Consider the following 24,473-nt stretch of genomic DNA (forward strand, 5'->3'; position numbering starts at 1 on the left):
TAGCCACGCCCGCCGGTGGATTGCATCGAGGGTGAAAGCTGTGACCTACCGCCAGTTCGGCGGCCCGGAAGTGCTGACGTTGTCCGAACTCGCCGTGCCGGAGCCGGGGCCGGGCGAGGTGCGCGTGCGGATCGTCGTGTCCGCGGTGAACCCGACCGACTGGAAGGCGCGGTCCGGCTCGCGCTTCGGCGTCGAGGCCGAGTTGTCCGTGCCGAACCAGGACGGGGCCGGCGTCGTGGACGCGGTCGGCGCCGGGGTGGACGGATTCTCCGTGGGCGACCGGGTGTGGCTGCTGCTGGCGGCCGCGCACGCGCCGGCGTCCGGGACCGCGCAGGAGTACACCGTGCTTCCGGCGGACCGGCTCGTCCCGCTCCCCGACGAGGTCGGTTTCGACGAGGGCGCCGCGTTCGCGATCCCGGCGCTCACCGCGCATCGCGCGCTCACCGTCGCCGAAGACGGGCCGCAACGGCTTGCCCCGAATGCGTTGTCCGGCAAGACTATTCTGGTCAGCGGCGGCGCTGGTGCGGTCGGCAACGCCGCGATTCAGCTGGCGCGCTGGGCCGGCGCGACCGTCATCGCCACAGTCAGCACCGAGGACAAAGCTGAGCTCGCGCGCGCCGCTGGTGCTCAGCATGTCGTGCGGTACACCGAAGGGGACGTCGCCGCGGCAATCCGGGAAATCGCGCCGGACGGGGTCGACGTGATCGTGGAAGTCGCCGTCGGCGTGAACGCTCCCCTGCACACCGCGGTACTCCGTCCGCGCGGGGTGGTCGCGGCCTACGGCGACGACCGCGGCAACGGCACCGTGACTGTCGACTTTGGACAGAACGTCTACCTCAACAGCCGCTACCAGTTCGTGGTGCTCTACACCGTCGGCTGGGACCGCCTGCACGCCGGCGCGGAAGACTTGAACGCCGCCCTGCGCGACGGCGGACTGCGGCTCGGCCCCGACCACGGGCTGCCCGTGCACCGGTTCCCGCTGGCGGAAACCGCTCGCGCGCACGAGGCGTCGGAGAAGGGCGTCACCGGAAAGATCCTGATCGACGTCAGCTGAACACCGGCTCGACCCCGGTCAGCTCCACGCTCGCCGCCCATACCCGGGCGGCGGCGTCGGCGTCCGCGTAGGGCCCGCGCACCGGCTCCGGCCGGGGATCTCCCTTGAGGCCGAACACGCGCGGACCCCAGATCTGACCACTGTGGACATCCGGGCCGACCGCCGCCCGCACCGCTGGCCGCGCGCCGCCGTCCTTGCCCTGCACGGCGATTCGCGCCAGGCTCAGCTTTTGCTTCGTGCTCCGCACGTGCAGCGGCGGCCGGTCCGGAGTCAAGCTGTCCAGCGCCCCGCCCGGATGAGCCACGACGCTCAACCTGCTGCTGCCCGAGGCCCTGAGCCGCCGATCCAGCTCCAGCGCGAAGAGCGTTTGCGCGAGCTTCGACCGTTCATACGCGGTTTTCGGCTGGTAGTCGCGTTTGCTTTGCAGATCGTCGAAATCGAGCTTCGCCGATTTCGCCGCGAAGCTGCCCATGGTCACGATCCTCGCCCCCGGCTTCAACCGGTCTTGAAGCGCCGCCGTCAACGCGAAGTGCCCGAGATGATCGACCCCGAACGTCATCTCGTGCCCGTCCTTGGTCTCCCGCCGCTCCGGCCCCTCGAGATACACCCCCGCGTTCAGTACAACCGCCTCGAGTTCCCCGACCTCGATCCCCTTCACCGAAGCCAGGTCGGCGAGATCCAGCCGCGCCCACGACACCCGGGCCTCCGGCACCCTCTCCCGGAGGACCTTCAACGCGACCTCCGCCTTCACCGCGTCGCGGCTGCCGAGCACCACCTCCACGCCCGCCTCGGCCAGCTGCTCCGCGACGAAGTAGCCGATCCCGGCATTGCCCCCGGTCACCAGCACCGCCATGACACCCTCCCAAAGTTGAAGTGATTCCAACTTTAAACCCACTTCAGTTTTGGGGTAGACTGGGGTCGTGGTCAACACCGGACGACGCGAACGCCGCAAACTCGAGACCCGGCGCAGGCTGGACGAAGTCGCGCTGCGACTGTTCCTGGAGCACGGCTACGACGGCGTGACCGTCGCGCAGATCGCCGAAGAGGCCGACATCTCCGTCGCGACCCTCTTCGCCCACGTCCCGGACGGCAAAGCCGCCCTGATCTTCGACGACGGCTCGGAACGCCGAGCCGGAATCGTCGCCGCGGTCCGGAACCGAGCCCCCGACGAACCGATCCTCGCGGCCCTGCATCGGTTTTTCGCCGCCCGCGGCCCGTACTCGACCGACCTCCCGCCGGAACACGCCCCGAAACGAGACCTGATCGTTCAGACGCCCGCGTTGCGCGAGTATGCGCGCAAGCTGTGGCATTCCTGCGAACCCGATCTGACTGCCGCGCTGGCCGAGGAAAGCGGCCTGTCGCCGGATCATCCGGCAGTGCGAGCCTTGGCGCGGTTCGTGCTGGAGATCCCGGACCTGACCGGCACCGCACCGGACCCCGCCGCCGCATTGGCATCGGTGTTCGCGCTGCTGGAATCCGGGTGGCCGCCGAATTCCTGACCGCGCCCTCCTCCTGAGGGCTGCTCCCCGGAACTTGGACTGGCTCAGTGAAGGTTAGGCCGTGAGTGCCTGATTGGTCTTTCGGTTTGGGCCGCGACGCGACCTCGCCCCCGCGCCGCGTCGACGAACCGGCGCACGACCCCAGCTTGAACTCGACCGTCAACGGCCTCTTGAACTAACGGATGCACCAGACGCGCTCAGCCTACCGGCCCCCTCCGACAAAACCGGCCCGCGAGAGCCGAACCGGCCGAACGCTCCACAACTCAACCGGAGTGTGGACAACAGTCCCCAAAGGTCCGCCGCGAACAGTCGACCGGCTTCTGCCGCGAGGCAAGGGTGCCAGGACTGAATTTCAGCCGAGCACGACCGGCGTTCTCCGAATCTTCACCCGCCGCCCGATCCCCGCTCGACACGACCAGCCACACTGCAGAGGACTGCTCACGTCGAAACCTCGTGAGCGACCCCGCTCCACACCAGCAGCAAAACGTGAATCCCCTTCAACCACAACCAAATCCGGTCACCGAGCAGCCCTCGAGCCCAAAAACCGAGACCCCAGTCCAACGACCACACCCAAGCTCAGCCCTCGCCAGCAATGCCGCCCCCACCCGCACCACTCGCCGACCCCGCCACCAGCGCACACCCAGCCACCGACCGGACGCATGCCGCCGGAAGCCGCAAACCCCGTTCCCCCCAACGGACCCGCCCCTTCCCCGAACCGGACCCGCCGCCCTGCCTCAGCCGTTACCACACCCCGGCAAGCGGGCGGAACCTGACTTTCGCAGGTATCGCCGAGACTCCGGTCACCGGTATACCTGACACCGGTCCAGGAAAGGTCTGGACCACTCTGCGGACCGGTACTGCTTGTCCGAACGGACGTCGCTCCCGTCCGCCCGAGTCGTCCTATGTGGAGGCATCATGCACCGGCTGGACGCGGCACAGGATTACGCGCTCGGTTTGTTCCGCATCGTCGTCGGGTTCCTTTTCGCCTGCCACGGCGTGAAATCCCTGTTCGGGGTGCTCGGCGCGCACGACACGCCCCCGGTGGGGGCCTGGCCGGGCTGGTGGGCCGCGCTCATCCAGCTCGTCGCGGGCGGGCTCGTCCTGCTCGGCGTCGCGACCCGGATCGCCGCGCTGATCGGATCCGGGTCGATGGCCTACGCCTACTTCTCCGTCCATGTTTCGCAAGGGCTTTTCCCCATCCAGAACGGCGGCGAAGCGGCCGCGATGTTCTGCTGGGCGCTGCTGCTGCTCGTGTTCACCGGCCCGGGCCGGTTCGCGCTCAGCGCGGTGTTCTCCGGGCTGCGGCCGCGGGAATCCCGCGTCGGAGCGGTCCCGCACGCCTGAGCCGCGAAACCGCTATCCCCGGGTCGATCCGCGCACGATCAGCTCGTACTCCGCCGGCCCGGGGAGAGGCGGTTCGCTCCCTTCCACCCGGTCGGCGAGCACCGCGACCGCCGTGCGGGCCAACTGCACCGGCCGCAAATCAACCGAGGTGATCGGCGGAACGCACGAGCGGGTCTGCTCGGAATCGGAATCCGAACCGCAGGCGATGCGCACGTCGCCGGGCACCGCCAAACCCCGCGCCCGCGCGGCGGCCAGCACCCCGGCCGCGTGCCGCCCGGTCTGGCAGTACACCGCGTCCGGCGGCGAAGCCAGCCCGAACAGTTCCTCTCCCGCCTCGCGCCCGCCCGTTTCCCCGTCGACCTCGGCGCGGCGCACCGCCAGCGGCTCCTGCCCGCGAGCGCGAACCCAGGCCAGGTAAGCGGTTTCGGCGTCCAGGTTCCACTCGTTGCGATCGGTCCCCAGCACCGCGGCGACCCGCGTGCCGCCCGACGCGGCCAGATGGTCGAGCACGTCGGCGACGATCCGCCTGGTCCCGAGGTCGAGGTAGGCCGGCGACGCGGGCCGCGCCGGATCCCGCCCGACGCCGAGGAACGGCACGCATTCGCGGGTCAGCATGGTGATCAGCGGATCGTTCTCGACCGGTTCGGTGATCAGGAACCCGTCGCAGGCGAGCCCGACCGCGGGCGCGTCGGCGCGCGTCGGGTCCGGCACCAGCATCAGGCCGTACCCGCGCTCCACCGCGGCCAGCGCGGCCGATCCGGCGAACCGCAGGAAGTAGTCGACGCCTTCCAGGAACGCGGTGTCGAGCGGATCGAGCGGCCGCACCACCAGCCCGAGCACCCCGAGCCGGCTGGACCGCAGCCCGCGCGCGACCGTGTCCGGCCGGTAGCCCAGTTCGCGCGCCGCCTCCCGCACGCGCTCCGCCGTCTCGGCCGCGACCGTCCCGTTCCCGCTGAACGCGTGCGACACCGTCGTCGGCGAAACCCCGGCGCGGCGGGCGACGTCCTTGATGGTCGCCCGCGTTCTTTTCCCGGCCATGGCGCAGCAGCCTAACCACGCCCAAATCGTTTTGGAAGCCGGTGCGGCGAGACCATTGCCCAAATCGATTTGGGTCCTTACCGTGGCCCGAGTCGCTTCCCCGGTCCGGAGGTTCGCCATGACCGCTCCCGCCACCCCGCCCGTGTCGCCCGGCACGTCCGCCCCTCCCCCGTCGCGGCCCTCGCGCGGCCCCCGGGTGGAAGCCCACGGCATCGACGTCATCGGCGACGACGAACGGCACGGCCGGGCCCGCGACCTGTTCGGGGTGTGGGCCGCGCCCAACGTCAGCTACCTCAGCCTGGTCGTCGGCGGCGCGCTGGTGCTCAGCGGGCTGAGCCTGCTCCAGGCGCTCGCGGTGATCGTCGTGGGCAACCTGTGCTGGGCGCTGGTCGGCCTCGTCGCGGTGAGCGGCCCGGCGGCGGGCGCGCCGAGTGAGGTCGTCATGCGGGCGATGTTCGGCACCCGCGGCAACCGCTTCGTGATCGGGCTGAACGGCTGGCTCGTTTCGGTCTGCTATGTGGCGTTGAGCTGGTCAGCGGCGTCCGTGACGGCCTTCAGCCTGTGCTCCCGGCTCGGCCTCGAACTCAACACCCTGGGCAAAGTTCTCGTCATCGTCGCGATCGCCGCCGCCACGCTCGTGATCAGCGTCTACGGCCACTCCGTGATCGTGCGCCTCTACCTGCCGCTGGCCATCGTGACGACCGCGGTTTTCCTGGTGCTGGGCGGATTCCTGATCCGCCACACCGCGTGGAGCTACCAGCCCCCGGCCCCGCTGCACGGGGTCGCGCTGTGGGCGGCGCTGGCCGGCGGCGTGGCTCTGGTCGCGTCAGCTTCGTTGTCCTACAACAACAGTGCGGACTTCGCGCGTTACCTTCCCCGCGACACCAAACCGTTCGCCGTCGCGGCCTGGACCGCCGCCGGAGCCTTCCTGCCGAGCATCGTGTTCACCGCGCTCGGCGCGTTCGCCGCGACCACTTTGGACATGAGCGACCCGCAGGCCGCCCTCGAATCCGTTCTGCCGCCGTGGTTTACGCCGATCTTCCTGATCGCGGTGATCCTCGGCGCGATCGCCAACAACGCGATGACCGTGTACAGCTCCGGCCTCGCCCTGCAGGCGATCGGCGTCCGCCTGCGCCGCTCCCGCAGTGTCCTGCTGGACGGCACCGCCGGCGTGCTGCTCACCCTGTACGCGTTGCTGGTCTCGGATTTCCTCAAGGCAGTCAACGACATGATGCAGCTGATGGTCGTCGTGCTCGGCCCGATGATGGCGATCTACGCGACCGACCTTCTGCTGCGCCGCAACCGCTACGACGGGCACGCCCTCGCCGACGAACGCCGCGGCGGCCCGTTCTGGTACGTCGGCGGCGTGCACTGGCCCGGAATCGCCGCCCTCGTCCTCGGCGCGGCCGCTTCGGCGTCCTGCCTCGTGCTTCCCGGGATGTACACCGGGTTCCTCGCGAGCGCGGCCGGCGGAATCGACCTCTCGCTGCCCGCCGGAATGCTGCTCGCCGCCGCCGTCTACCTGCTCACCGGCCGCCCCCGCGCCGCCTGACCACGACCGCGAAGGACACCATGCACCTGCTCGTCAACGACTCGGACCCGCACGCCCGCGGAGTTTCCCGCGGCATCCAGCTGCGCGAAGGCCTGGCCGATGCGCTGGAGCTGTATCTGCGCTGGTTCACCGCCCTCGGCATCCCGGAACAGCAAACCCGGACCGACGCGCTCCGGCTGCTGGACAACGTCGCCGCCTGGCGAAGCCGATACGCCGACGAAATCGCGGGAATCGCCAAGGGTGCCGGGATCGAGCTGTGGCAAGCGGCAGCGCTCAACGGACGCACCGAAATCATCGCTGCCGCCCCAAAAACCCAGCCGGAATGCTCCACTCTCGTGCACGTCCCCGGCTCCGGTTCGCCGTTCGGCGTCCAAACCTGGGACTGGCACATCGAACTGTCGGAGTGCTGGCACACCCAGGAAGTACGCGGCACGCGCCATGCCTTCGCCGGAATCACCGAACACGGCATTCTCGGAAAGATCGGCGTGAACAGCGCTGGTCTCGGGCTCTTCTTCAACATCCTCGGCCATCAGGACGATTCCGCCACCGGTGTTCCGGTCCACGTGCTGGCCGCGGCCGTGCTCGGCGAAGCAGGAAGCGTCGCTGAAGCGCTCGACCTGTTGCGTACAGCCACGATCTGCACGTCCGGAGCTTTCACTCTGCTCGACCCCGACACGGCAGTCTGCGCGGAGCTAAGCCCAGCCGGAGTAACTGTCCTCGACCCCGAAGCAGGTTTCCTGGTGCACACCAACCACTTTCTCGACCCCAAAGCCGCCGCCCGAGAGAAGCGCGGATTGTTCGAACCGGATTCCCAGCTGCGGCACGCACTGATGACCAGCCGCCTGCAGGATTACCCGACGCCCGCCCACGCGGTCGACTTGGTCGCGTACCTCCGTTCCGGCCCCGGCGAACCCAAACTGTGCTGCGTCCCGGATCCAGCCGCCGAGTTCGGCGACCGGTGGGCGACGCTGGCCACCGTCCTCATCGAACCAGCCGCCCAAACTGTGCGTGTGCACGCGGGCAGCCCGAACACCCTGGCCAGATGGCGCACCTTCGCCGCGGCGGAAACGGTGGTGGCCCGATGACCCCGGTGCACTACCGCGGGGGCCGGATCTTCACGGCGAGCACGTCCGGCTGGGCGGAATCCATGGTCGTCCGCGGCGAAACCATCGAATACGTAGGCAGCACCGCGGAAGCCGACCAGATCGAGGCGCGCGTGGTCGAACTGGATGGCGCTTTCGTGCTCCCCGGTTTCGTCGACGCGCACACCCATTTGGTCATGATGGGCGAAGCACTGGAGCAAGTGGACCTGTTCTCCGCCACCTCCCCCGAAGACATCCAGCACCGGCTCGCCCGCGCCGCGGAAGCCGATCCGTCCGCACCGCGAATCCTCGGCCGCAGCTGGCTTTTCGACGCGCTCGGCGAGCAAGCGCCGCACCGGCGGTTGATCGACGCGGTGATCCCGGACCGTCCGGTCTATCTCGCCGCCAACGACCTCCACTCCGCTTGGGTCAACAGCGCCGCACTGCGTGAACTGGGCATCGACCGCGACACACCCGACCCGCTCGACGGCCGCATCGGCCGCGACGCCTCCGGCGAACCGGACGGCATGCTCTACGAAACCGCTGCGCTGCATCTGATGCGGCATTTCCTCGACGAAAAGACCAGTGACGCCGACCGCGACCGCGCGCTGGCCTCGGCGTTCGCGCATTACCTCGCGGACGGCGTCACGACCGCTGTCGACATGGCGCTCACCGAAACCGAGCTCGCTGCCCTGGAACGGGCTCTCGACGGCGGACGGCTTCCGCTGCGGGTCGCCGGGCATTGGCTGATCGAGCGCACCGGCAACACCCAGGACGATCTCCGCCAGGTCGAGCGCGCGGCGGAGTTGAGCGCTCGGCTGTCCGGACCGTGGCTCCGGGTGGCCGGAATCAAGGTGATGGTGGACGGCGTCATCGACACTTGCACCGCGGCCATGAAAAAGCCTTTCGCGGACGGCAGCCATCCCGGGCCGCTGTGGCCGCTGGACGCGTTGGCCCCGGTGGTCGCGGCAGCGGACGCGGCCGGTCTGCAGGTCGCGATGCACGCCATCGGCGACGAAGCATCGGACATCGCGCTGTCGGCGCTGGAGCACGCGATCAAGGTCAATGGCCCGCGCGACCGGCGACATCGCCTCGAACACCTGGAGACCGTGACCAAGGAAAACGTCAAGCGGCTGGCGAAACTCGGTGCTGTCGCGTCGATGCAACCGGTGCACGCCGACCCGGCGATCCAGGACAACTGGCGCGCGATGCTGGGCGACGACCGCGTGCGGCGCGGCTACCCGTGGCCGGAAATGACTGCCGCCGGCGCCGTCCTCGCGTTCGGCTCCGACGCCCCGACCGCGCCGCATCCGCCGCTGCCGAACATGTACGTCGCGACGACCCGCCGGTCCGCGCTGAACCCCGAGCTGGAGCCCAACCTTCCGGAATACGCCCTGCCCCTGGCCGAAGCCCTCGCACACGGCACCCGCGACGCCGCGTATGCGTGCCGCTGGGAGGAGCTGACCGGACAGCTCGCGCCGGGCCTGGCCGCGGATTTCGTCGTGCTGGACGCCGACCCGTTCGCCGAAGCGCCGGACGCGCTGCTGCGGGCAAAGGTGCGGCAGACTTACGTGGCAGGCAAATCCGTTTGACGCCTTCGGCCGAGCTGGGCAGGCTGGCGATCATGCGTTTCTCGGTCTGCATCCCGAACTTCGGCGACTTCGCCGACCCGCGCGCGGTGGCCAAGGTCGCCTCCGCGGCGGAAGAGGCAGGCTGGGACGGCCTATTCGTCTGGGACCACGTGGTGCTGGACAAACGTCCCGGCCGCCCCTTCGGCGACCCGTGGATCCTGCTCGCCGCCGCGGCACTGGCCACCAGCCAGGTCCGGCTCGGCCCCATGGTCACGCCCGTCGCGCGCCGCCGCCCGCAGCAGCTCGCGCGTCTGGTGTCCACTTTGGACCAGCTGTCCGGCGGCCGGGTGGTGTTCGGCGTCGGCCTGGGCGCGCCGCTGGACGCGGAGTACGCCGATTTCGGCGAATCCGCCGATCCCAAGGTGATCGCCGAGAAACTGGACGAGGGCGTCGACCTGATCTCCCGCTTCTGGACCGGCGAACCGGTGACGTTCTCCGGCAAGCACTTCACCGCCCGCGACATCACGCTGCTGCCCGCGCCGGTGCAGCGCCCCCGCCCGCCGGTGTGGGTGGCGGGCCGGTGGCCCAACCGCCGCCCGATGCGCCGCGCGGCTCGCTGGGACGGAGTGGTGCCGATCTTCGAATCCGCCGGACCCACGGGCTTGCCGGAGCTGGCCGAGGTGCGGGAGCTGATCGCCTACGTCCGAAGCCAGCGAACCACCGACGCCCCGTTCGACGTGGTGGTCGGCGGAACAAGCCCGAACGACCCGGCCCGGGCGCGAAGCGTCGTCGAACCGCTGGCCGAGGCCGGGGTCACGTGGTGGGAGGAAAGCCTGCCGTTCGGGAGCCCGGAGGAGGACAAACTGGAACCCGTGCTGCGACGCGTCGAGGCCGGGCCGCCTCAGTTGTAGCGCCGGAGTTCGGGGCGGTGGCCCGGATTCCGCGGCCGACTCCGCATCGGGTCCAGCTCAGTTCGGCTGACCGGAGTCTGCCAGCTTGTTCAGGGTGGGCACCGCCGCCGCGCCGGACCCCGTCCAACCCCGCCCCAACTCAACTCGGCTGACCAGACTCCGCCAACGCGTCAATCGCCCCCACCAGCTCGTTCAACGCGGGCGCCACCGCCGCCACGCCGGATGCACCCTTCCGATACCGCCCCAGCATCCCCGGCAACTCGGCTGACCGGACTCCGCCAACGCGTCAATCGCACCCACCAACTCGTTCAACGCAGGCACCGTCGCCGCCACGCCGGATGCACCCTTCCGATACCGCCCCAGCATCCCCGGCAACTCGGCTGACCAGACTCCGCCAACGCGCCGATCGCCCCCACCAACTCGTCCAACGCAGGCACCACCGCCGCAATCAAACGCCGCCACGCCGAACCCCTCCAACCCCGCCCCAACTCAACTCGGCTGACCAGACTCCGCCAACGCGTCAATCGCCCCCACCAGTTCGTTCAACGCAGGCACCGCCGCCGCGATCAAATGCCGCCACGCCGGGTGCACCCCGTCCAGCGCCGCGGCCAGGATCGCGGCGTTGTGCCCCTGCCACCGTTCGACCGCCGCGCGGCCGGTGTCGGTGAGTTCCAGCGCCACGGTCCGCCGGTCGTCGCCGCCGCTGGTGCGGGTGACGAGGTCCCGCGCCCGCAGCCCGGTGACCATGGTCGTCACCGAATTAGGCGCGAGTTTCAGCAGTTGCGCGATCCGGCTCGGCCGCGCGCCGGGGTTCTCGAACAGGCACGACAGCAGTTCCAGCTGCGCGACCGACAGCGTGTTGTCCGGATCGGCAGTGCGCGCGGCTCGCCGCATGGCTCGCCGGAGCCGCGCGACGACGTCGGCGAGCGCGGGTTCGGGCGCGGTCACCGAGCCTGCTCCGGGCGGGCAGGGCGTGCCGCCAGCCCGGTCGCCGCGGCCAGCACCCCGGCCCCGGCCAGCACCGCCAGCGCGGCCGGTTCGCCGCCGGTGTGCAGGCACAGCGTCACCAGCGCCACGCCCAGCGCCGTCCCCAGTCCGCGCGCCATGTTCACCAGTCCTCCTCCGGTGGCCGACATCCGCGCCGGGATCGCGCTCATGACAGCCGAATTGTTGGCTGGAATGAACACTCCCAGACCGAGCCCGGCCGCCACCAGCGACACGCCCACCTCCCAAGGAGCGGACGCCGGCCCCAGCGCCGCGCATCCGGCCGCCGCGACGAGCGCGCCCAGCACGGTGCGCCCGCGGGCGCCGAGCCGCTTCGGCAGCACCCGGTCGGCCAGCACCGCCGCCACCGCGAACCCGGCGGGAAGACAGGTCAGCACCGCACCGGTCCCGCCCGCCGTGCCGAGGACCTGCGGCAGCAGCGTCAACGGCCCGAAGAGCACGAGGTATCCGCACAGCGCCCCGGCCAGCCCCAGCGACACCACCGGCGGCCGGAGCACCGACAGCCGCAGAATCGGGCTGCTCGCGACCTTCTCCCGCAGCACGAACCCGATCGCCGCGCTCACCGCCGCCGCAGCCAGCACGAGCAGCAGCCACCCCGGCAGGTCCAGCCCGGACACTCCGGAAATCACCAGCAGCAACGCCGTCGACGCGGTCGCCAGCAGCCCGACGCCCGCCCCGTCGAACCGGCCCAGCGGCGTGCGTTCGCGAGTCCGCGGCAACAGGTACCGCCCGGCGATCAGCCCAGCCAGCCCGACCGGCGCGTTGACGAGAAAGACCCACCGCCAGCCGACAGTGTCGACCAGCAGCCCGCCCACCGCCGGACCCAGCGCGAGCCCCAACGCCTGCGCAGCCGCCTGCACCCCCAACGCCGCGCGTGCCCGGTCCTCGCGCACGCTGCGCACCACCAGCGCGACACTGTTGGCCTGCAACATCGCCGCGCCGATCGCCTGCACCACCCGGAACGCGACCAGCCAGCCGAGCGACGGCGCGAGCCCGCACGCGACGGACGCGACGGTGAACACCCCGAACCCCTGCACGTAGGTGAGCTTCCGCCCGACCGCGTCCGCGACCCGCCCGACCGCCGCGAGCAATCCCACCAGCGCGAGCAGATACGCCAGCGACACCCACTGGACGGCGGCCAGCGGAGCCCCGTACTCCTGCTGCAGCGCAGGAAAGGTGAGCGTGACGATGCTGGCGTCGAGCTGCCCCATGAACGCCCCGAAACACACCGCGCCGACCGCGAACCACCCGGCCTTCGGATGATCCCGCACGACCGCCGGCCGAGCCCGCTCCAGGCCGATCGTCACTGCCGCCTCCCGCTCAGGTAGTTCTGTTACAGAACTAATGTACGGGATGTACGTACATATGGCAGCCCCGGGACGGTTCTCTTTGCCTGATCGACGGGGTGAGATAAGTCGCCTGACGAGGCTTTCGGCGTCGCATGGTTCGTCGGCGCAGGCCTGCGCGATCCGCAGAAGCCGGGCCAGGAAATCCGGGATGACCTTCGCGATCTCGCCCGGCCCGATGGCGTCGATCGAGCCGTCGTAGACCTGGTTCGCCACACCGCCGACCGGAAGCCTGAACACCGCTCCGCTGCGGTATCCGACCGCGAACATGCGCCCGCCGCCGTCCGACGCGAAAACCGCGAGCCGCTCAGCACTGATTTCGGGAGCCCAGGCAGGAACGTCGCCGCGGTGCAGGCTGTCCACCACCCAGGCGAGGGGGTGAATGAAGTAGGCGTTGTGCAGGTGTCCGAGGTTAGCTTTCTCGATGGACGCGTACAGCTCGAGCAGCGCCCGAGGCAGGCGCGGATCGGACTCCTCGGCTTGCCACAAGCGCGACCGGATCGACCTCGTCCGTCACCGTGGCCGCCTCAACCTGGAGCATGCAATCAATCGCTCGGCGCATATCGTCTGCCGGTAGTCCTCGCGGAGACGCGACGCGTCGGGGCCAGGCGACGCACGCCTGGCCCCGACCGCACCTCACTGCTGATACGGAGCCGCCGCCGACTGGGCCGCCGTGATCAGTGCGCCCTTGTTCTTCGGCCAGAACGTGCTGTCCACGCACGAATACCGCGGCAGGAACCCACCACAACTCCCGCTCTGTCCGCCGACCTCGAACGTGAAGCTGGCCACCCCGAGCGCGCCGTAGGTGAAGTCATCCGTGGTGCCGCTCGTCGAATAGCCCACGGTTTCCGTGTTGGTGCCCACCAAATACCCGTTGGAATCGCTGAACTTCGCGCCGAGTTTGCGCAGCGCGGCGTCGTTCGGCGCGGGGTCGGAGGTGAATCCCCACGGGACGATGATGTCGTTTCCATAGCTGTGCAAAGTGATCATCGTGCCGCGAGCGGTGTCGGGCGCCGGGTCGTTGTCGCCGCTGCCGCGTTGTTCGGGGTAGATCGAGCGGAAAAGCTTCTCCAGGGCTTGCACTTCAGGTTCCGATCCAGCCTCCGGCCCCTGATAGGTCTCCGCGCACGGCGAGTTGGAGTCCGCGCCCCAGCGGAAGGTCGAGTTGCGGTTCAGGTCGATGCCGTTGTTCGTGCCACCGCAGTTTCCGTTGCTGGTGTCCGCGTTCTTGCGCTGCAGTTTCGGCGAATTGCCTCCGGAGGCGACGATGTCGACGCCGTCCGGGTTCGCGATCGGCACCACCCACACCTCGGTGGTGTCCAAAATGGACTTGGCGGTGGCGTCGGTGGCGTACCCGTCGGCGAGGTAGTCGATCCAGCGCCAGGCGAGTTCGCCGGTCGAGATTTCCCGGGCGTGGATCTGTGCCATCAGCACGAATTTCGGCTTCGGGGAGTTCGTCGATAGCGTGCAGTCGCCGTCCTGTTTCTTGGTCAGGCAGATCGCGTTGATGTCGTGGCCGCCCTTGCCCTGGGTCTTGCGCCACGACTGGCCGATCGTGTACTCGGTCGCGAGATCCGGATGCGCCGCCGCCACTTTCGCGAGGTGCGCTTCCTGCGCCGGGACCGTCCGGTAGCCGCCGTAGAACGTGTCGCCCGCGGCGTGGGTCGTCACTCCTTTGTAGACAGTGTCGAAGAATTCCGGCGCGTAGCCCCGGTCCCGCAGTTGCCGGGCGACCGCCTGGTTCCCGATCACATACGCCACGCCCGGACTGGTCTCGGCGACGTCGAACCCGGCGCGGGCCAAGGAAGCCGCCTCGGCGGGCGTAGCGGGTACGCGCCACGAAACCGGATCGTCCGGCGCGGCGGCGGCCGTGGCGGTCGCGGTGCCGCCGAGTGCGATCAGCACTCCGGCGACGCTGAGAGTGAGCCGGATCGAGAACTTGCCCGCCATCGGAGCTCCTCACGCAGCGAAGGAAGGTCACCACGCGCGGACGGTGACCAATCGGCAGCGCACAGTGTGCTCTCCGGGGCGAATCCGGCCCACCTCCGAAAGTCGGGTGTCAGCAGGTGACCGACACCTTCGCGCCGCGCTCGAACGAAACATGGACGTGGTCGTAGTGGTTCGCGGTCTCGCCGCCGCGGTCCTCCATCGCCGACCAGCCGCCGCCGTCGTTGTAGCGCTGCTGCCAGATCACGTACTTGACGCCGAACTCGTCCTGATGCTCGAGAACGTAAGCGGCCAAAGCGTTTCCGGTCTTGGTGTCGACCATGAAGTCCAGCGCGAGACCGGCCGGATGGTCGCTCGCCCCGGACCGCCCGGCCCGGCCGCCGACCGAATCCACCGAGAACTTTTCCTTGAGGTAGTTGCCCACCTGGGCCACCGCGGGCTGGGTTCCGGCCAAAGTGGACGAACACGCTTTCGCCGGCGGGGTTTCCGGTGCGCGCGAAGTCGTTTTACTGGTCGGCGCAGACGAAGACGTCGTGGGGGCAGCACTGGAGGACGTCGCAGGCGGGGTGGAAGTGGTCGGCGGAACGGTGCTCGACGGCCGCGGCGCGCTGAACGCGTGCATTTCCGCGGCAGCGGCCGGGATCTGCTCCGGCTCGACCGAACTGGCGGTCAGCCAGACCGGCACCGCCAGCGCGCCGACGGCCAGTACGCCCGCCGCGGTCGGCAGCCGCCACGACTTCGATCCGTCCCGATGTCTACCGGACACCTCGCACCACCATCTCCTCGTTCGGGTCCGCAAAGCCGCCACGACATTACGAATAGGACACGGCAATGTCACCGACAAGTGACAGCGGGCACAGGAAGAGAGATCACCGCAGGTCAGCGCGCGATTACCAGACGAACGCGCGACCTGCTCAGGACAGCGGAATCTCCGCCGAATCGGTGAGCCGCAGCTTGCGCCGGGCGCGCTGGTAGAACGTCGTCATGCCGAGCCGGACGACGCGGGCCGCGTTCGGCCGGGCGTGCAGGTCGATCTTTTCGCCAGGCCCGACATACCCCGCCACCTGACCGTCGACCTCCACCGCGAGCCGACCGCTCGACGGCAGCACCTCCAGCGTCACCGTGTCGTGCACCGACAGCACGACACCGCGGCTGTACGCCGAATGCGGCGCGGCGGGCGTGACCAGCAGCGCCTCGACAGCCGGGCTCGTGATCGGCCCTCCGGCGGAGAAGCTGTACGCGGTGGACCCGGTCGGCGTCGCGACCACGACCGCGTCTGCGGCGTAACTCACGAACTGTTCGCCGTTCACCAGCACCGCGACCACGGCACTCCCGTCACCGGGCACGCGCACCACCGCGACGTCGTTGAACGCGGTCTCGGTCCGGCCGCCGAACCGCGCGTCCACGGCCAGCCGGGGCTCGACCGTGAACTCCTGGCGGTCGATCGCGGACAACGCCCGCGGCAGGTCCGGCACGTCCACCTCGGCGAGGAAGCCGAGCTTCCCGAGGTTGACGCCGAGCACCGGCGCGTTCTGCCCGTCGGCGAGCCGCATCGCGCGCAGCATGGTGCCGTCGCCGCCGAGGCTGACCAGCAGATCCGACCGTTTCCCCAGCTCAGCGGGCGGGACCCCGATGGCCGAGCAGTCGACCCGGTCGATTTCGTCCCCGATGCCGAGGATCTCGATCCCGCGTCCGGCGGCCCAGTCCAGCACCGCGTCGACCGCGGCCTGCGAATCGCGGCGCGGGTGCAGCACGAGTCCAGCGGAATGCATGTCGGGTCTCCTCGTCTCGGCCTGCCCCCAGTCTGCCGCGCCGGGGCCGGTTAGGCTCGGCGCTCGTGAGCGAAAACTGGGCGGGCAATCTCACCTACCGGGCACGCGAGGCCGTAGCCCCGCGCACCCTCGCGGAAGCGCAGGAACTCGTCGCCAGCGCCGTCCGGGTCAAGGCCCTCGGCAGCCGGCACAGCTTCAACACCGTCGCCGACAGCCCGGACGGCATCCAACTCGATCTCTCCGCCGTGCCCAGCGCACCGGAAATCGACTCCGCGGCACTCACCGTCGGAGGCGCGACCCGGTACGGCGACGTAGTCGCCCAGGTGCACGAGGCCGGGTACGCCCTGGCCAACCTGGCATCACTCCCCCACATCACCGTGGCAGGCAGCGTCGCGACCGGCACCCACGGCTCCGGACAGCGGTTGCCCGGACTGGCCTCAGCAGTGTCCGCGGTCGAACTCCTCACCGCCGACGGCGCCCTGCGCACCTTCTCCCGCGCCGACGCCGAGTTTCCCGGAGTGGTGGTGAACGTCGGCGCACTCGGCGCACTCACCCGCCTCACCCTCGACCTGGAACCGGCTTTCCTGGTGCGCCAAGACGTTTTCGACGCCCTCCCGTGGTCCGCCGCCCTGGAGCGCTTCGACGAAATCCAGGCCGCGGGCTACAGCGTCAGCCTGTTCACGAACTGGGCGCGCGACGTGGTCGACCAAGTCCTGCTCAAAAACCGCGTCCCAGCGGAGATTCCCGAATCCCTGTTCGGCGCGCTTCCCGCCGACGGCCCGCGCCACCCCGCCCACGCGGCGGGCATTTCGGCGGAAAACACCACCGTGCAAGGCGGCGTTCCCGGACCGTGGTACGACCGGCTGCCGCATTTCCGCCTGGAATTCGCGCCGAGCGTCGGGGCGGAATTGCAGAGCGAGTACTTCGTGCCCCGCGAGCACGCGGCCGCGGCGTTCGAGGCGTTGCGCAGTATCGGCGACCGGATCGCGCCGCTGCTGGTGGTGTCGGAAATCCGCACTGTCGCCGGTGACGGGCAGTGGTTGAGCCCGGCGTACGGCGGTGATCGGGTGGCGGTGCATTTCACCTGGCAGCAGCGGCAGCCGGAGGTCGAAGCGATGCTGCCGGTGATTGAGGAGAAGCTGGTGCCCTTTGGCGTTCGCGCGCATTGGGGAAAGCTGTTCCACGGCGCGGTGCTGGATCTGGACCATCAAGGGGTACGGCAGTTCCGGGAGCTGGCGGCCGCGCTGGACCCGGCGGGCAAGTTCCGGAATCCGTTCCTGGAGCGGCACTTGCTTCGATAGTCCATAGTGGACAGTAAGTAACAAAGCTGGTACAAAACCTCCGTCCGTGCCAGCACGCTCACCATGTGGGAGTCCCGAAAGGACACTCGACAGCCGGGAACCCGCCGGGTCACAGTGGCGATCGCCCTCTCCGCGATCTCCAGGAGCCACTGTGAGTTCTCCTCCGACGCTGCGCGCCGTGCCGGCGCCGTCCGCAGGTCTTGAACCGCCCGGTGAAGCGCGGTTGCGCGAACTGGCCGCGAAGAAAGCCGTCCCGTTGCGCCGCCCTGGCCGCTGGGTCGCCGCCGCGGTCGTGCTCGTGCTGCTCGCTCAACTGGCGCATGCCCTGATCACCAATCCGGTGTTCCAATGGGACGTCTTCGGCTATTGGTTCTTCCGCCCGGTGATCCTCGACGGGCTGCTGCTCACCCTTGAGCTGACCGGCCTCGCCGCGGTGTTCGGACTCGTCGGCGGGATTGTTCTCGCCTTGTTGCGGCTGTCGAAAAACCCGCTGCTTCAGGCGGTTTCGTGGGCGTACGTATGGATCTTCCGCTCGATTCCGCTAATCGTGCTGCTGCTGTTCCTCGCCAACGTGACCGCGCTGTACAGCACCCTCAGCATCGGAATCCCGTTCGGCCCGTCGTTTCTGAGCTTCAGCGCCACCGACGTGCTGAGTTTCTTCGTCGTCGCGGTACTCGGCCTGAGCTTAAACGAAGCCGCTTACGCCGCGGAAATCGTGCGCGCTGGCGTGCTTTCGGTGGATCAGGGCCAGCTCGAAGCGGCGGCCGCGCTCGGGCTTCCGCGATCCCGGCAATACCGGCGGATCATCCTGCCGCAGGCTACCCGCGCGATTGTGCCCGCCTACGCGAACCAGCTGATCGGACTGCTCAAAGGCACTTCGGTCGTCTACATCACGTCGCTGCTGGAACTGTTCGGCGTGGTCGAAACCCAGGCCAGCACCAACAGCGGGCAAATCATTCCGCTGCTGCTCGTCGGCACGGTCTGGTACATCATTCTCACCAGCGTCCTGTCAGTGCTCCAGTATTACGTCGAGCGCTTCTTTTCCCGCGGCGCGCTGCGCACCGTCCCGCCGACGCCGTTCCAGCGGTTCCGCGCCCGGTTGCGCACGCTGGGGGTAACCCGATGAGCGCCGAGGTCCGCGTTCGCGGCGCGGTCAAGACCTACGACGGAACCCGGGTGCTGGACGGAATCGACCTGACCGCGCCCGGCGGGCAGGTGACTGTGGTGCTGGGGCCGTCCGGTTCCGGGAAATCGACCTTGCTGCGGACGATCAACCGCTTGGAACGCCTGGACAGCGGTTACGTCAGCATCGACGGCGAACTCGTCGGCGTGCGGGTGCACGGCGACCGGTTCAAGGAGTTGAGCGAGCGCGCGATTCTGCGCCAGCGGTCCCGGATCGGATTCGTATTCCAGAATTTCAACCTTTTCCCGCATCTCACGATCCTCGACAACATCGTGGAAGCGCCGATCGTCACGCAACGGCTGGCCCGTGGCGAAGCGGAGACCCGGGCGAAGGAATTGCTTGTCCGCGTAGGCCTGGAAGACCGGGCTGGGGCGTATCCGAGGCAACTGTCCGGCGGTCAGCAGCAGCGGGTCGCCATCGCGAGGGCGCTCGCGCTCGAACCGCGGCTGATTCTCCTCGACGAACCGACGTCGGCGCTCGATCCGGAACTGGTCGGCGAAGTGCTGGCCGTGATCCGGGAGCTGGCCCGCTCCGGCACGACGATGATCGTGGTGACGCACGAGATCGGCTTCGCCCGCGAGATCGCCGACCATGTCGTCTTCCTCGACGAAGGCCGCGTCGTCGAAGAAGGACCGCCGTCCGCCGTCCTCGACCGCCCTCGCCACGACCGGACCCGGGCCTTCCTTGGAAAAGTCGCCCACCTCGAAATCCCGGAGAACGCATGAAAACCCGCACAATCCTGCCCGTACTCGCCGCGGTCGCGCTGCTCGCCAGCGCGTGCGGCGGCAGCACCCAGGCGTCGACCAGCGCGAACGGCACGCAAACCATTTCCGTCGCCGCGAACACCGCCGACGCACATCCGGTTTCGCTGACCGTGCCCGTCGTCGCCGAGATCCGCGCGCAACTGCCGAAGAAGTTTCTCGACCGGGGCAAGCTGACGATCGGCGTCGGCGCACTGCCGTCGGGATTCCCGCCGCTGGCGTACATCGGAGCCGACCAGCACACCCTCACCGGTGCCGAACCCGACCTCGGCCGTCTCGTCGCCGCGGTGCTCGGGCTGGAGCCGGACGTGCAGAACGCGTCGTGGCAAAACCTGTTCGTACGCCTGCAAAGCGGCCAGTTCGACGCCGGATTCTCGAACATCACGGTGACCGAACAGCGCAAGCAGCAAGGCTTCGACTTCGCCGCCTACCGCGAGGACAACCTCGGGTTCGAGACGAACCGCGCGAACCCGTGGAACTTCGACGGGAATTACGAGGGCCTGGCAGGAAAGACCGTCGCCGTCGACAGCGGGACCAACCAGGAGAAGATCCTCCGGGAATGGCAGCGGAAGCTGGCCGCCGAGGGCAAGAAACTCGACGTGCGCAATTTCGCGGACAAGAACAGCACGTATCTGGCACTGGCGTCCGGCCGGATCGACGCGTACTTTTCGCCGAACCCGAGCATCGCCTACCACGTGACCCAGACGGCGAAGACCCCGAACCCGACCCGCGGCGCGGGCACGTACTCCGGGGCCGGAGCCAAGCTGCAGGGCTTGATCGCGGCGACGACCAAAAAAGACAACGGCCTCGTGAAGCCGGTGGCCGCGGCGATCGACTATCTCATCCAGCACGGCCAGTACGCGAAATGGCTCGCCGCGTACGGGCTGGAGAACGAGGCCGTGAAGAAGGCGGACATCAATCCGCCGGGCCTTCCGCTGAGCGATTCCTGACCGCCTGGTGGAGTGCCGGTGCCGGTTTTCCTCGGCGCGGGCACTCCACCAGCTCAAGCCGCAGCCCGCCAGTCGTCCGGAATGCGCACCCGGCCGAACGCGGTCCGCCGCCGCAACCGGAACCCCATCCCCTCATACCGCCGGATCGCGTTCACATTCGCCGCCGCCGCGTGCAGGAACGGCGTCTCGCCCCGGTCCCGGATTCCAGCGGCCACCGCACGCACCAACCGCCCGGCCAGACCCCGATCGCGATAGGCCGGGTCGGTGCACACCGCGCTGATCTCCGTCCATCCCGGCGGGTGCAGCCGCTCCCCCGCCATCGCGACGAGCGCGCCACGGTGCCGGATGCCGAGGTACGTCCCGAGCAGAACAGTGCGCGGCAAGAACGGGCCAGGCTTCGTGCGGGCAACCAGATCGAGCATCTCCGGCACGTCCGCGACCGTCAGCCGGACCGCCTCCGGATCGGGCGCGGCCTCGACCTCGGCGTCCACCAGCTGGACCCCGGCCGTCTTCTCCAGCGGCTCCCAGTCCGGCGGAGGCGGCCCCGCCTGGGCGAAAACCGGCACCACCGCACCCGGCCCGGCAAGCGCGGCGATGTCGTCCCACACCCCGGGGGACGGCTCGTCGGGCACCGCCAGGAAAACCGAAACATCCACCGGATAGCGCGCTGCCTGCCCAGCCCGCTCCGCGAATCCAGCGTGCGGACCGTTCAGCGACGCCCAGGCGGGATTGTCCAAAACAGACATCAAGCCCGCCGGGCAGCCCGGGCGATCATCCGCGCCAGATCCGCCACCAACGCCGGATCGTCCGGCAGCTGTCCCGTCGCCACGCGAATATGCGGCGTCCCCGGATTGCCCGCCCGCGTTCCCGACCCGGCCGAAACCCCGTTGGCCGCCAACGTCATCAACGTCCGCGATTCCTCCGGAACCGGCACCCACAACGTCAAGCCGTCCCGCACCGGCACGGAAATTCCGTGCTCCCGCAACGCTTCCGTCAATGCCGCCCGCCGATGCGCGTACCGATGCCGCGCCCGGTTCAGCAGTTCCCCGCTTCCCGGGTCGGTCAGTAGAAACGCTTGCGCGTCCTGGAGAATCCGGCTCGACCACACCGTCCCCGGCCCCCGCTGCTGCCGGACCCGTTCGACCAGCACCGCCGAACCGCCGATCACGCAACTGCGCAATTCACTTCCGAACGCAGTGCAATACGACCGCACCAGCAACACCCGGCCGGGCAACAGAGTCCCGAGGCTCAGCGACGGAGCCGAAGCCAGCGGACCGAAATCGTCGTCCTCCACCACCGCGATGTCCTCTTCGGACAGTACCGCGGCGAGTTCCGCGAGGCGGTCCGCCGGAACCGAATGGCCAAGCGGAGACTGCGCGCGCGGCTGATAAACAAACGCGACCGGGCGGTGTTCCAACGCCGCGGCCAGCGAGGACGGCAGCGGCCCGTTCTCGTCGCAGCGCACCGGCACTACGTGAATCCGCGACCGGCGCAGCAATTCGCGCAACCACGGCAGGGTAGGCGCTTCGAGCGCGATGACATCGCCCGGCCGCGCGACCGCCTGGCAGGCCAGCAGCATCCCGTCTTGCCCGCCCGCCGCGACGGTCCACGATTCGGCGGCGAACGGCCACGTCGGCTTCACCGCGGCGCGCAACTGCGGCGTGATCGAGTTCTTGACCGGCCCGCCGAACCGTTCCGTGTGGACTCCGGCCGCGACTGCGTCCTCCAGCGGCGGCAGCAGTGCCGGATCCGGCAGGCCGTGTTCCAGGTCGACCGTCTGCCAGCCGGAAAACGCCCGTTCCGGCGGCGGGCTCGTCGGCGGTTCCAGCACTATCGTCCCGCGCCGCCGGCCGGTGCCGATCAGTCCGGCCGCGCGCAGCTGCGACCACGCTTCCGCGATCGTCGTGGGACTGACCGAAAGCTCCGCGGCCAGCGCGCGCACAGTGGGCAGCCGCGTGCCCGGCGGCACCTCCCCGTCGCGGATCAGGCCGGACACCGTCCCGGCCACGCCCCGCGCCGTGCGCTCGCCGATGCGGGACCCGAGCCAGCCTGCCCCGACCGGCAGCGTCGTCGTCGCGAGTTCGCCCGTGGCCACGCACCGGCTCCCCTCGTCACCCGGAAATCCGAAAACCTCTGACCCGATCAGAAGCTAGAGCGGCAACGGCACGCGGCAAAGGCGTTTCACATCCTGGCGGGGCCGCCCGGTACAAAACGCCCGTGACGTCCGACACCGCCGCGGTGTCCGGTTTCGGAATTTCACTCGATCAGGTTAGGCTAACCTTCATGAGTCACACCTGGCCGGAAGCACCGGCGCTCGCCGGCACCGGGCTCGCGCTCGGCTACGGCGCGAAACCGGTGGTGCGCGACGCCGAGATCGTGCTGCGCGCGGGCGCGGTCACCGTGCTGGTCGGGCCGAACGGCTCAGGCAAATCGACGCTGCTGCGCTCGCTCGCCCGGCTGCATCCGCTGACCGCGGGCGACGTCACCCTGGCCGGCCAGGACGCGCTCGCCTTGTCCCCCAAGGAATTCGCCCGCCAGGTCACGCTGCTGACCCAGTCGCGCCCCACGCCCGGCGGCGTGCGCGTGCGCGACGTCGTGTCCTACGGCCGGCACCCCTACCGCGGCCGCTTCGGCTCCGGCGATCCCGAGGGGCCGGAGCTGGTCGAGCGGGCCATGCGGCACACCGGTGTCGACGGAATGGCCGAGCGTCCGGTGGACGAGCTGTCCGGCGGCGAGCTGCAGCGCGTCTGGCTGGCCACCTGCTTCGCCCAGGACACCGGCGTCGTCCTGCTCGACGAGCCGACCACCTTCCTCGACCTGCGCTACCAGATCGAAACGCTGGACCTCGTCCGCGATCTCGCCGACGAGCACGGCGTCGCGGTCGGCCTCGTGCTGCACGACCTCGACCAGGCCGCCGCCGTCGCCGACGAGGTGGTGCTGCTGTGCCGCGGCGCCGTGCGCGCCGCCGGCCGCCCGGCCGAAGTGCTGACCGCCGACCTGCTCAGCGACGTCTACGGCCTGCGCATCGACGTCCACGTCGACGACGAGGGGCACGTCCGCACACGCCCGGTCGGACGGCACACCTCCCGGCCGCGGCCGGTCCGCTCAGCTTGACCCGTCCCTCTAGTTCGAAGGAAACCCCGTGTCCAGTGTGTTCTCCCGTCCTGCCCGCAGAACGGTCCTGACGACCGCGGCGGCAATGCTCGCGGCCTTCGCGCTCGCCGCGTGCGGCACCACCGAAACCCCCGCGGACCCGGGAGCGGCCGCCTCCGCGAAACCCTCCGGCCCGGTCCACCTGACCGACGAGCGCGGCAAGGTCGACCTTCCCGCGCCGGCCGCGAAGATCGTGTCGCTGGAATGGGGCCTCACCGAGAACCTGCTGGCGCTGGGCGTGAAGCCGATCGGCGCGGCGGACGTCAAGGGCTACAACACTTACGACAAGATCATGCCGCTCGCCGAGTCCACTCCGGACGTCGGCACCCGAGGCGAGCCGAGCCTCGACGCGATCGCCGCGCTGCACCCGGACCTCGTGGTCACCACTACCGACCTGCCGGACAACGTCATCGCGCAGCTCTCGAAGCAGGCGAAGGTGCTCACCCTGCGCGGTTCGGATTCGGCCGACCCGATCGGCTACCTGCGCAAGACCGTGACCACGCTGGCCGAGGCGACCGGAACGCAGGAGCAGGGCCGCAAGCTGCTCGCCGAATTCGACACCAAGGTCTCCGAGGGCAAGAAGAAGCTGGCCGGCGCGGGCAAGTCCGGGGCGAAGTTCGTCATGGCGGACGGCTATTCGACCTCCGGCACGGTCACCGTCCGGATGTACACGAAGGGCTCGTTCCTTGGCAGCGTCGCCGAACAGCTCGGCGCCGCCAACCAGTGGACCGGCGAGGGCGACAAGGTCTACGGCCTCGCTCCCACCGACGTGGAAGGCCTGACCAAGATCACCGACCCGGCGACGACCTTCGTCTACGCCGCCAACGCCGCCGAATCCGACGTCTTCACCCAGGACCTCGCGGGCAACGCGGTGTGGAAGCAGCTGCCGTTCGTCAAGGCTTCGAAGCTGCACCGGATCCCGGACGGCATCTGGATGTTCGGCGGCCCGAAGTCGGCGATCGCCTACGTGGACGCGCTCACCGGCGCTTTGACGCGCTGATCCG

23 protein-coding genes are annotated in these 24,473 nt (G+C 69.6%); 14 read left to right on the forward strand and 9 right to left on the reverse strand.

The features are described from left to right. Positions 1-31 precede the first annotated feature (31 nt). Positions 32-1,054: an NADPH:quinone reductase gene (locus tag ACZ63D_RS03630; RefSeq protein WP_465352730.1), complete on the forward strand. Its 1,023-nt coding sequence runs from the start codon at positions 32-34 to the stop codon at positions 1,052-1,054. On the opposite strand, the gene ACZ63D_RS03635 is transcribed toward ACZ63D_RS03630, so the two are convergent. Next, a complete protein-coding gene (locus ACZ63D_RS03635) occupies positions 1,047-1,907 on the reverse strand; it encodes an SDR family NAD(P)-dependent oxidoreductase (RefSeq protein ID WP_465352731.1) in 861 nt (286 codons plus the stop codon). The two genes, ACZ63D_RS03630 and ACZ63D_RS03635, sit on opposite strands and share 8 nt — an antisense overlap. A gap of 67 nt (positions 1,908-1,974) precedes the next feature. On the opposite strand from ACZ63D_RS03635, the gene ACZ63D_RS03640 reads away from it, so the two are divergent. Further along, the gene (locus ACZ63D_RS03640) at positions 1,975-2,553 is read left to right on the forward strand and encodes a TetR/AcrR family transcriptional regulator (RefSeq protein ID WP_465352732.1); all 579 of its coding nucleotides are present in this window, start codon (positions 1,975-1,977) and stop codon (positions 2,551-2,553) included. A gap of 915 nt (positions 2,554-3,468) precedes the next feature. Then, positions 3,469-3,897 carry a DoxX family protein gene (locus ACZ63D_RS03645; RefSeq protein ID WP_465352733.1) on the forward strand — a complete coding sequence of 143 codons (429 nt, stop codon included), beginning with the start codon at positions 3,469-3,471 and terminating at the stop codon, positions 3,895-3,897. Between the two features lie 12 nt (positions 3,898-3,909). On the opposite strand, the gene ACZ63D_RS03650 is transcribed toward ACZ63D_RS03645, so the two are convergent. Beyond that, positions 3,910-4,935 (reverse strand): LacI family DNA-binding transcriptional regulator, encoded by a 1,026-nt coding sequence (locus ACZ63D_RS03650; RefSeq protein ID WP_465352734.1) that lies wholly within the window; start codon positions 4,933-4,935, stop codon positions 3,910-3,912. A gap of 118 nt (positions 4,936-5,053) precedes the next feature. Here ACZ63D_RS03650 and ACZ63D_RS03655 point away from each other — a divergent pair, with 118 nt between their 5' ends. The 4 genes from ACZ63D_RS03655 to ACZ63D_RS03670 are packed head-to-tail and all read left to right on the forward strand — an operon-like array spanning position 5,054 to position 10,051. After that, positions 5,054-6,487 (forward strand): purine-cytosine permease family protein, encoded by a 1,434-nt coding sequence (locus tag ACZ63D_RS03655; RefSeq protein WP_465352735.1) that lies wholly within the window; start codon positions 5,054-5,056, stop codon positions 6,485-6,487. A 20-nt stretch (positions 6,488-6,507) separates the two neighbouring features. Continuing rightward, the gene (locus ACZ63D_RS03660) at positions 6,508-7,572 is read left to right on the forward strand and encodes a C45 family autoproteolytic acyltransferase/hydolase (RefSeq protein ID WP_465352736.1); all 1,065 of its coding nucleotides are present in this window, start codon (positions 6,508-6,510) and stop codon (positions 7,570-7,572) included. Continuing rightward, positions 7,569-9,161: an amidohydrolase gene (locus tag ACZ63D_RS03665; RefSeq protein WP_465352737.1), complete on the forward strand. Its 1,593-nt coding sequence runs from the start codon at positions 7,569-7,571 to the stop codon at positions 9,159-9,161. Before ACZ63D_RS03660 ends, ACZ63D_RS03665 begins: the two co-directional genes overlap by 4 nt. A 32-nt stretch (positions 9,162-9,193) precedes the next feature. Next, positions 9,194-10,051 (forward strand): LLM class flavin-dependent oxidoreductase, encoded by an 858-nt coding sequence (locus ACZ63D_RS03670; protein WP_465352738.1) that lies wholly within the window; start codon positions 9,194-9,196, stop codon positions 10,049-10,051. 489 nt (positions 10,052-10,540) lie between these two features. On the opposite strand, the gene ACZ63D_RS03675 is transcribed toward ACZ63D_RS03670, so the two are convergent. The 4 genes from ACZ63D_RS03675 to ACZ63D_RS03690 form a co-directional block, all read right to left on the reverse strand. After that, positions 10,541-10,999, reverse strand: coding sequence for a MarR family winged helix-turn-helix transcriptional regulator (locus tag ACZ63D_RS03675; protein ID WP_465352739.1), 459 nt, complete (start codon positions 10,997-10,999; stop codon positions 10,541-10,543). Next, a complete protein-coding gene (locus tag ACZ63D_RS03680; protein WP_465352740.1) occupies positions 10,996-12,891 on the reverse strand; it encodes an MFS transporter in 1,896 nt (631 codons plus the stop codon). Before ACZ63D_RS03680 ends, ACZ63D_RS03675 begins: the two co-directional genes overlap by 4 nt. Before the next feature lie 147 nt (positions 12,892-13,038). Next, positions 13,039-14,352 (reverse strand): M14 family zinc carboxypeptidase, encoded by a 1,314-nt coding sequence (locus tag ACZ63D_RS03685; protein WP_465352741.1) that lies wholly within the window; start codon positions 14,350-14,352, stop codon positions 13,039-13,041. Positions 14,353-14,461: 109 nt separating this feature from the next. Beyond that, on the reverse strand, positions 14,462-14,773 hold the full coding sequence (locus ACZ63D_RS03690; RefSeq protein WP_465352742.1) for a VldE C-terminal domain-containing protein: 312 nt from the start codon (positions 14,771-14,773) through the stop codon (positions 14,462-14,464). Between ACZ63D_RS03690 and ACZ63D_RS03695 the strand changes: the two genes are divergently transcribed. After that, entirely contained in the window at positions 14,766-15,197 is a 432-nt protein-coding gene (locus ACZ63D_RS03695) for a hypothetical protein (RefSeq protein ID WP_465352743.1), read from the forward strand. The genes ACZ63D_RS03690 and ACZ63D_RS03695 overlap by 8 nt on opposite strands. Positions 15,198-15,263: 66 nt before the next feature. On the opposite strand, the gene ACZ63D_RS03700 is transcribed toward ACZ63D_RS03695, so the two are convergent. Further along, the gene (locus ACZ63D_RS03700; RefSeq protein WP_465352744.1) at positions 15,264-16,121 is read right to left on the reverse strand and encodes an NAD(+)/NADH kinase; all 858 of its coding nucleotides are present in this window, start codon (positions 16,119-16,121) and stop codon (positions 15,264-15,266) included. 65 nt (positions 16,122-16,186) lie between these two features. Between ACZ63D_RS03700 and ACZ63D_RS03705 the strand changes: the two genes are divergently transcribed. From ACZ63D_RS03705 to ACZ63D_RS03720, 4 genes are all read left to right on the forward strand, one after another. Continuing rightward, entirely contained in the window at positions 16,187-17,422 is a 1,236-nt protein-coding gene (locus ACZ63D_RS03705) for an FAD-binding protein (RefSeq protein WP_465352745.1), read from the forward strand. Between the two features lie 151 nt (positions 17,423-17,573). Then, entirely contained in the window at positions 17,574-18,548 is a 975-nt protein-coding gene (locus tag ACZ63D_RS03710; protein ID WP_465352746.1) for an amino acid ABC transporter permease, read from the forward strand. Further along, positions 18,545-19,330, forward strand: coding sequence for an amino acid ABC transporter ATP-binding protein (locus ACZ63D_RS03715; protein WP_465352747.1), 786 nt, complete (start codon positions 18,545-18,547; stop codon positions 19,328-19,330). The genes ACZ63D_RS03710 and ACZ63D_RS03715 overlap by 4 nt, the downstream gene beginning before the upstream one ends. Next, positions 19,327-20,316, forward strand: a complete 990-nt coding sequence (locus ACZ63D_RS03720) for a transporter substrate-binding domain-containing protein (protein WP_465352748.1) — start codon at positions 19,327-19,329, stop codon at positions 20,314-20,316. Before ACZ63D_RS03715 ends, ACZ63D_RS03720 begins: the two co-directional genes overlap by 4 nt. A 53-nt stretch (positions 20,317-20,369) precedes the next feature. Here ACZ63D_RS03720 and ACZ63D_RS03725 read toward each other — a convergent pair whose 3' ends face one another. Beyond that, complete coding sequence (locus tag ACZ63D_RS03725; RefSeq protein WP_465352749.1) at positions 20,370-21,062, reverse strand: GNAT family N-acetyltransferase; 693 nt, start codon at positions 21,060-21,062, stop codon at positions 20,370-20,372. Then, positions 21,062-22,411 carry an aminotransferase class I/II-fold pyridoxal phosphate-dependent enzyme gene (locus tag ACZ63D_RS03730; protein WP_465352750.1) on the reverse strand — a complete coding sequence of 450 codons (1,350 nt, stop codon included), beginning with the start codon at positions 22,409-22,411 and terminating at the stop codon, positions 21,062-21,064. Before ACZ63D_RS03730 ends, ACZ63D_RS03725 begins: the two co-directional genes overlap by 1 nt. A gap of 188 nt (positions 22,412-22,599) precedes the next feature. Here ACZ63D_RS03730 and ACZ63D_RS03735 point away from each other — a divergent pair, with 188 nt between their 5' ends. Both ACZ63D_RS03735 and ACZ63D_RS03740 read left to right on the forward strand, forming a co-directional pair. Beyond that, positions 22,600-23,430: an ABC transporter ATP-binding protein gene (locus tag ACZ63D_RS03735; RefSeq protein ID WP_465352751.1), complete on the forward strand. Its 831-nt coding sequence runs from the start codon at positions 22,600-22,602 to the stop codon at positions 23,428-23,430. A gap of 28 nt (positions 23,431-23,458) precedes the next feature. Beyond that, positions 23,459-24,469: an ABC transporter substrate-binding protein gene (locus ACZ63D_RS03740; protein WP_465352752.1), complete on the forward strand. Its 1,011-nt coding sequence runs from the start codon at positions 23,459-23,461 to the stop codon at positions 24,467-24,469. The last annotated feature ends 4 nt before the right edge of the window (positions 24,470-24,473 follow it).

Source organism: Amycolatopsis sp. NPDC104775 (genome assembly GCF_055583325.1).

Coding starts and splice junctions, on each gene's coding strand:
- ACZ63D_RS03635 (WP_465352731.1), bottom strand. CDS start 1,907: ATGGCGGTGCTGGTGACCGGGGGCAATGCCGGGATCGGCTACTTCGTC.
- ACZ63D_RS03645 (WP_465352733.1), top strand. CDS start 3,469: ATGCACCGGCTGGACGCGGCACAGGATTACGCGCTCGGTTTGTTCCGC.
- ACZ63D_RS03650 (WP_465352734.1), bottom strand. CDS start 4,935: ATGGCCGGGAAAAGAACGCGGGCGACCATCAAGGACGTCGCCCGCCGC.
- ACZ63D_RS03655 (WP_465352735.1), top strand. CDS start 5,054: ATGACCGCTCCCGCCACCCCGCCCGTGTCGCCCGGCACGTCCGCCCCT.
- ACZ63D_RS03660 (WP_465352736.1), top strand. CDS start 6,508: ATGCACCTGCTCGTCAACGACTCGGACCCGCACGCCCGCGGAGTTTCC.
- ACZ63D_RS03665 (WP_465352737.1), top strand. CDS start 7,569: ATGACCCCGGTGCACTACCGCGGGGGCCGGATCTTCACGGCGAGCACG.
- ACZ63D_RS03670 (WP_465352738.1), top strand. CDS start 9,194: ATGCGTTTCTCGGTCTGCATCCCGAACTTCGGCGACTTCGCCGACCCG.
- ACZ63D_RS03685 (WP_465352741.1), bottom strand. CDS start 14,352: ATGGCGGGCAAGTTCTCGATCCGGCTCACTCTCAGCGTCGCCGGAGTG.
- ACZ63D_RS03700 (WP_465352744.1), bottom strand. CDS start 16,121: ATGCATTCCGCTGGACTCGTGCTGCACCCGCGCCGCGATTCGCAGGCC.
- ACZ63D_RS03715 (WP_465352747.1), top strand. CDS start 18,545: ATGAGCGCCGAGGTCCGCGTTCGCGGCGCGGTCAAGACCTACGACGGA.
- ACZ63D_RS03720 (WP_465352748.1), top strand. CDS start 19,327: ATGAAAACCCGCACAATCCTGCCCGTACTCGCCGCGGTCGCGCTGCTC.
- ACZ63D_RS03725 (WP_465352749.1), bottom strand. CDS start 21,062: ATGTCTGTTTTGGACAATCCCGCCTGGGCGTCGCTGAACGGTCCGCAC.
- ACZ63D_RS03735 (WP_465352751.1), top strand. CDS start 22,600: ATGAGTCACACCTGGCCGGAAGCACCGGCGCTCGCCGGCACCGGGCTC.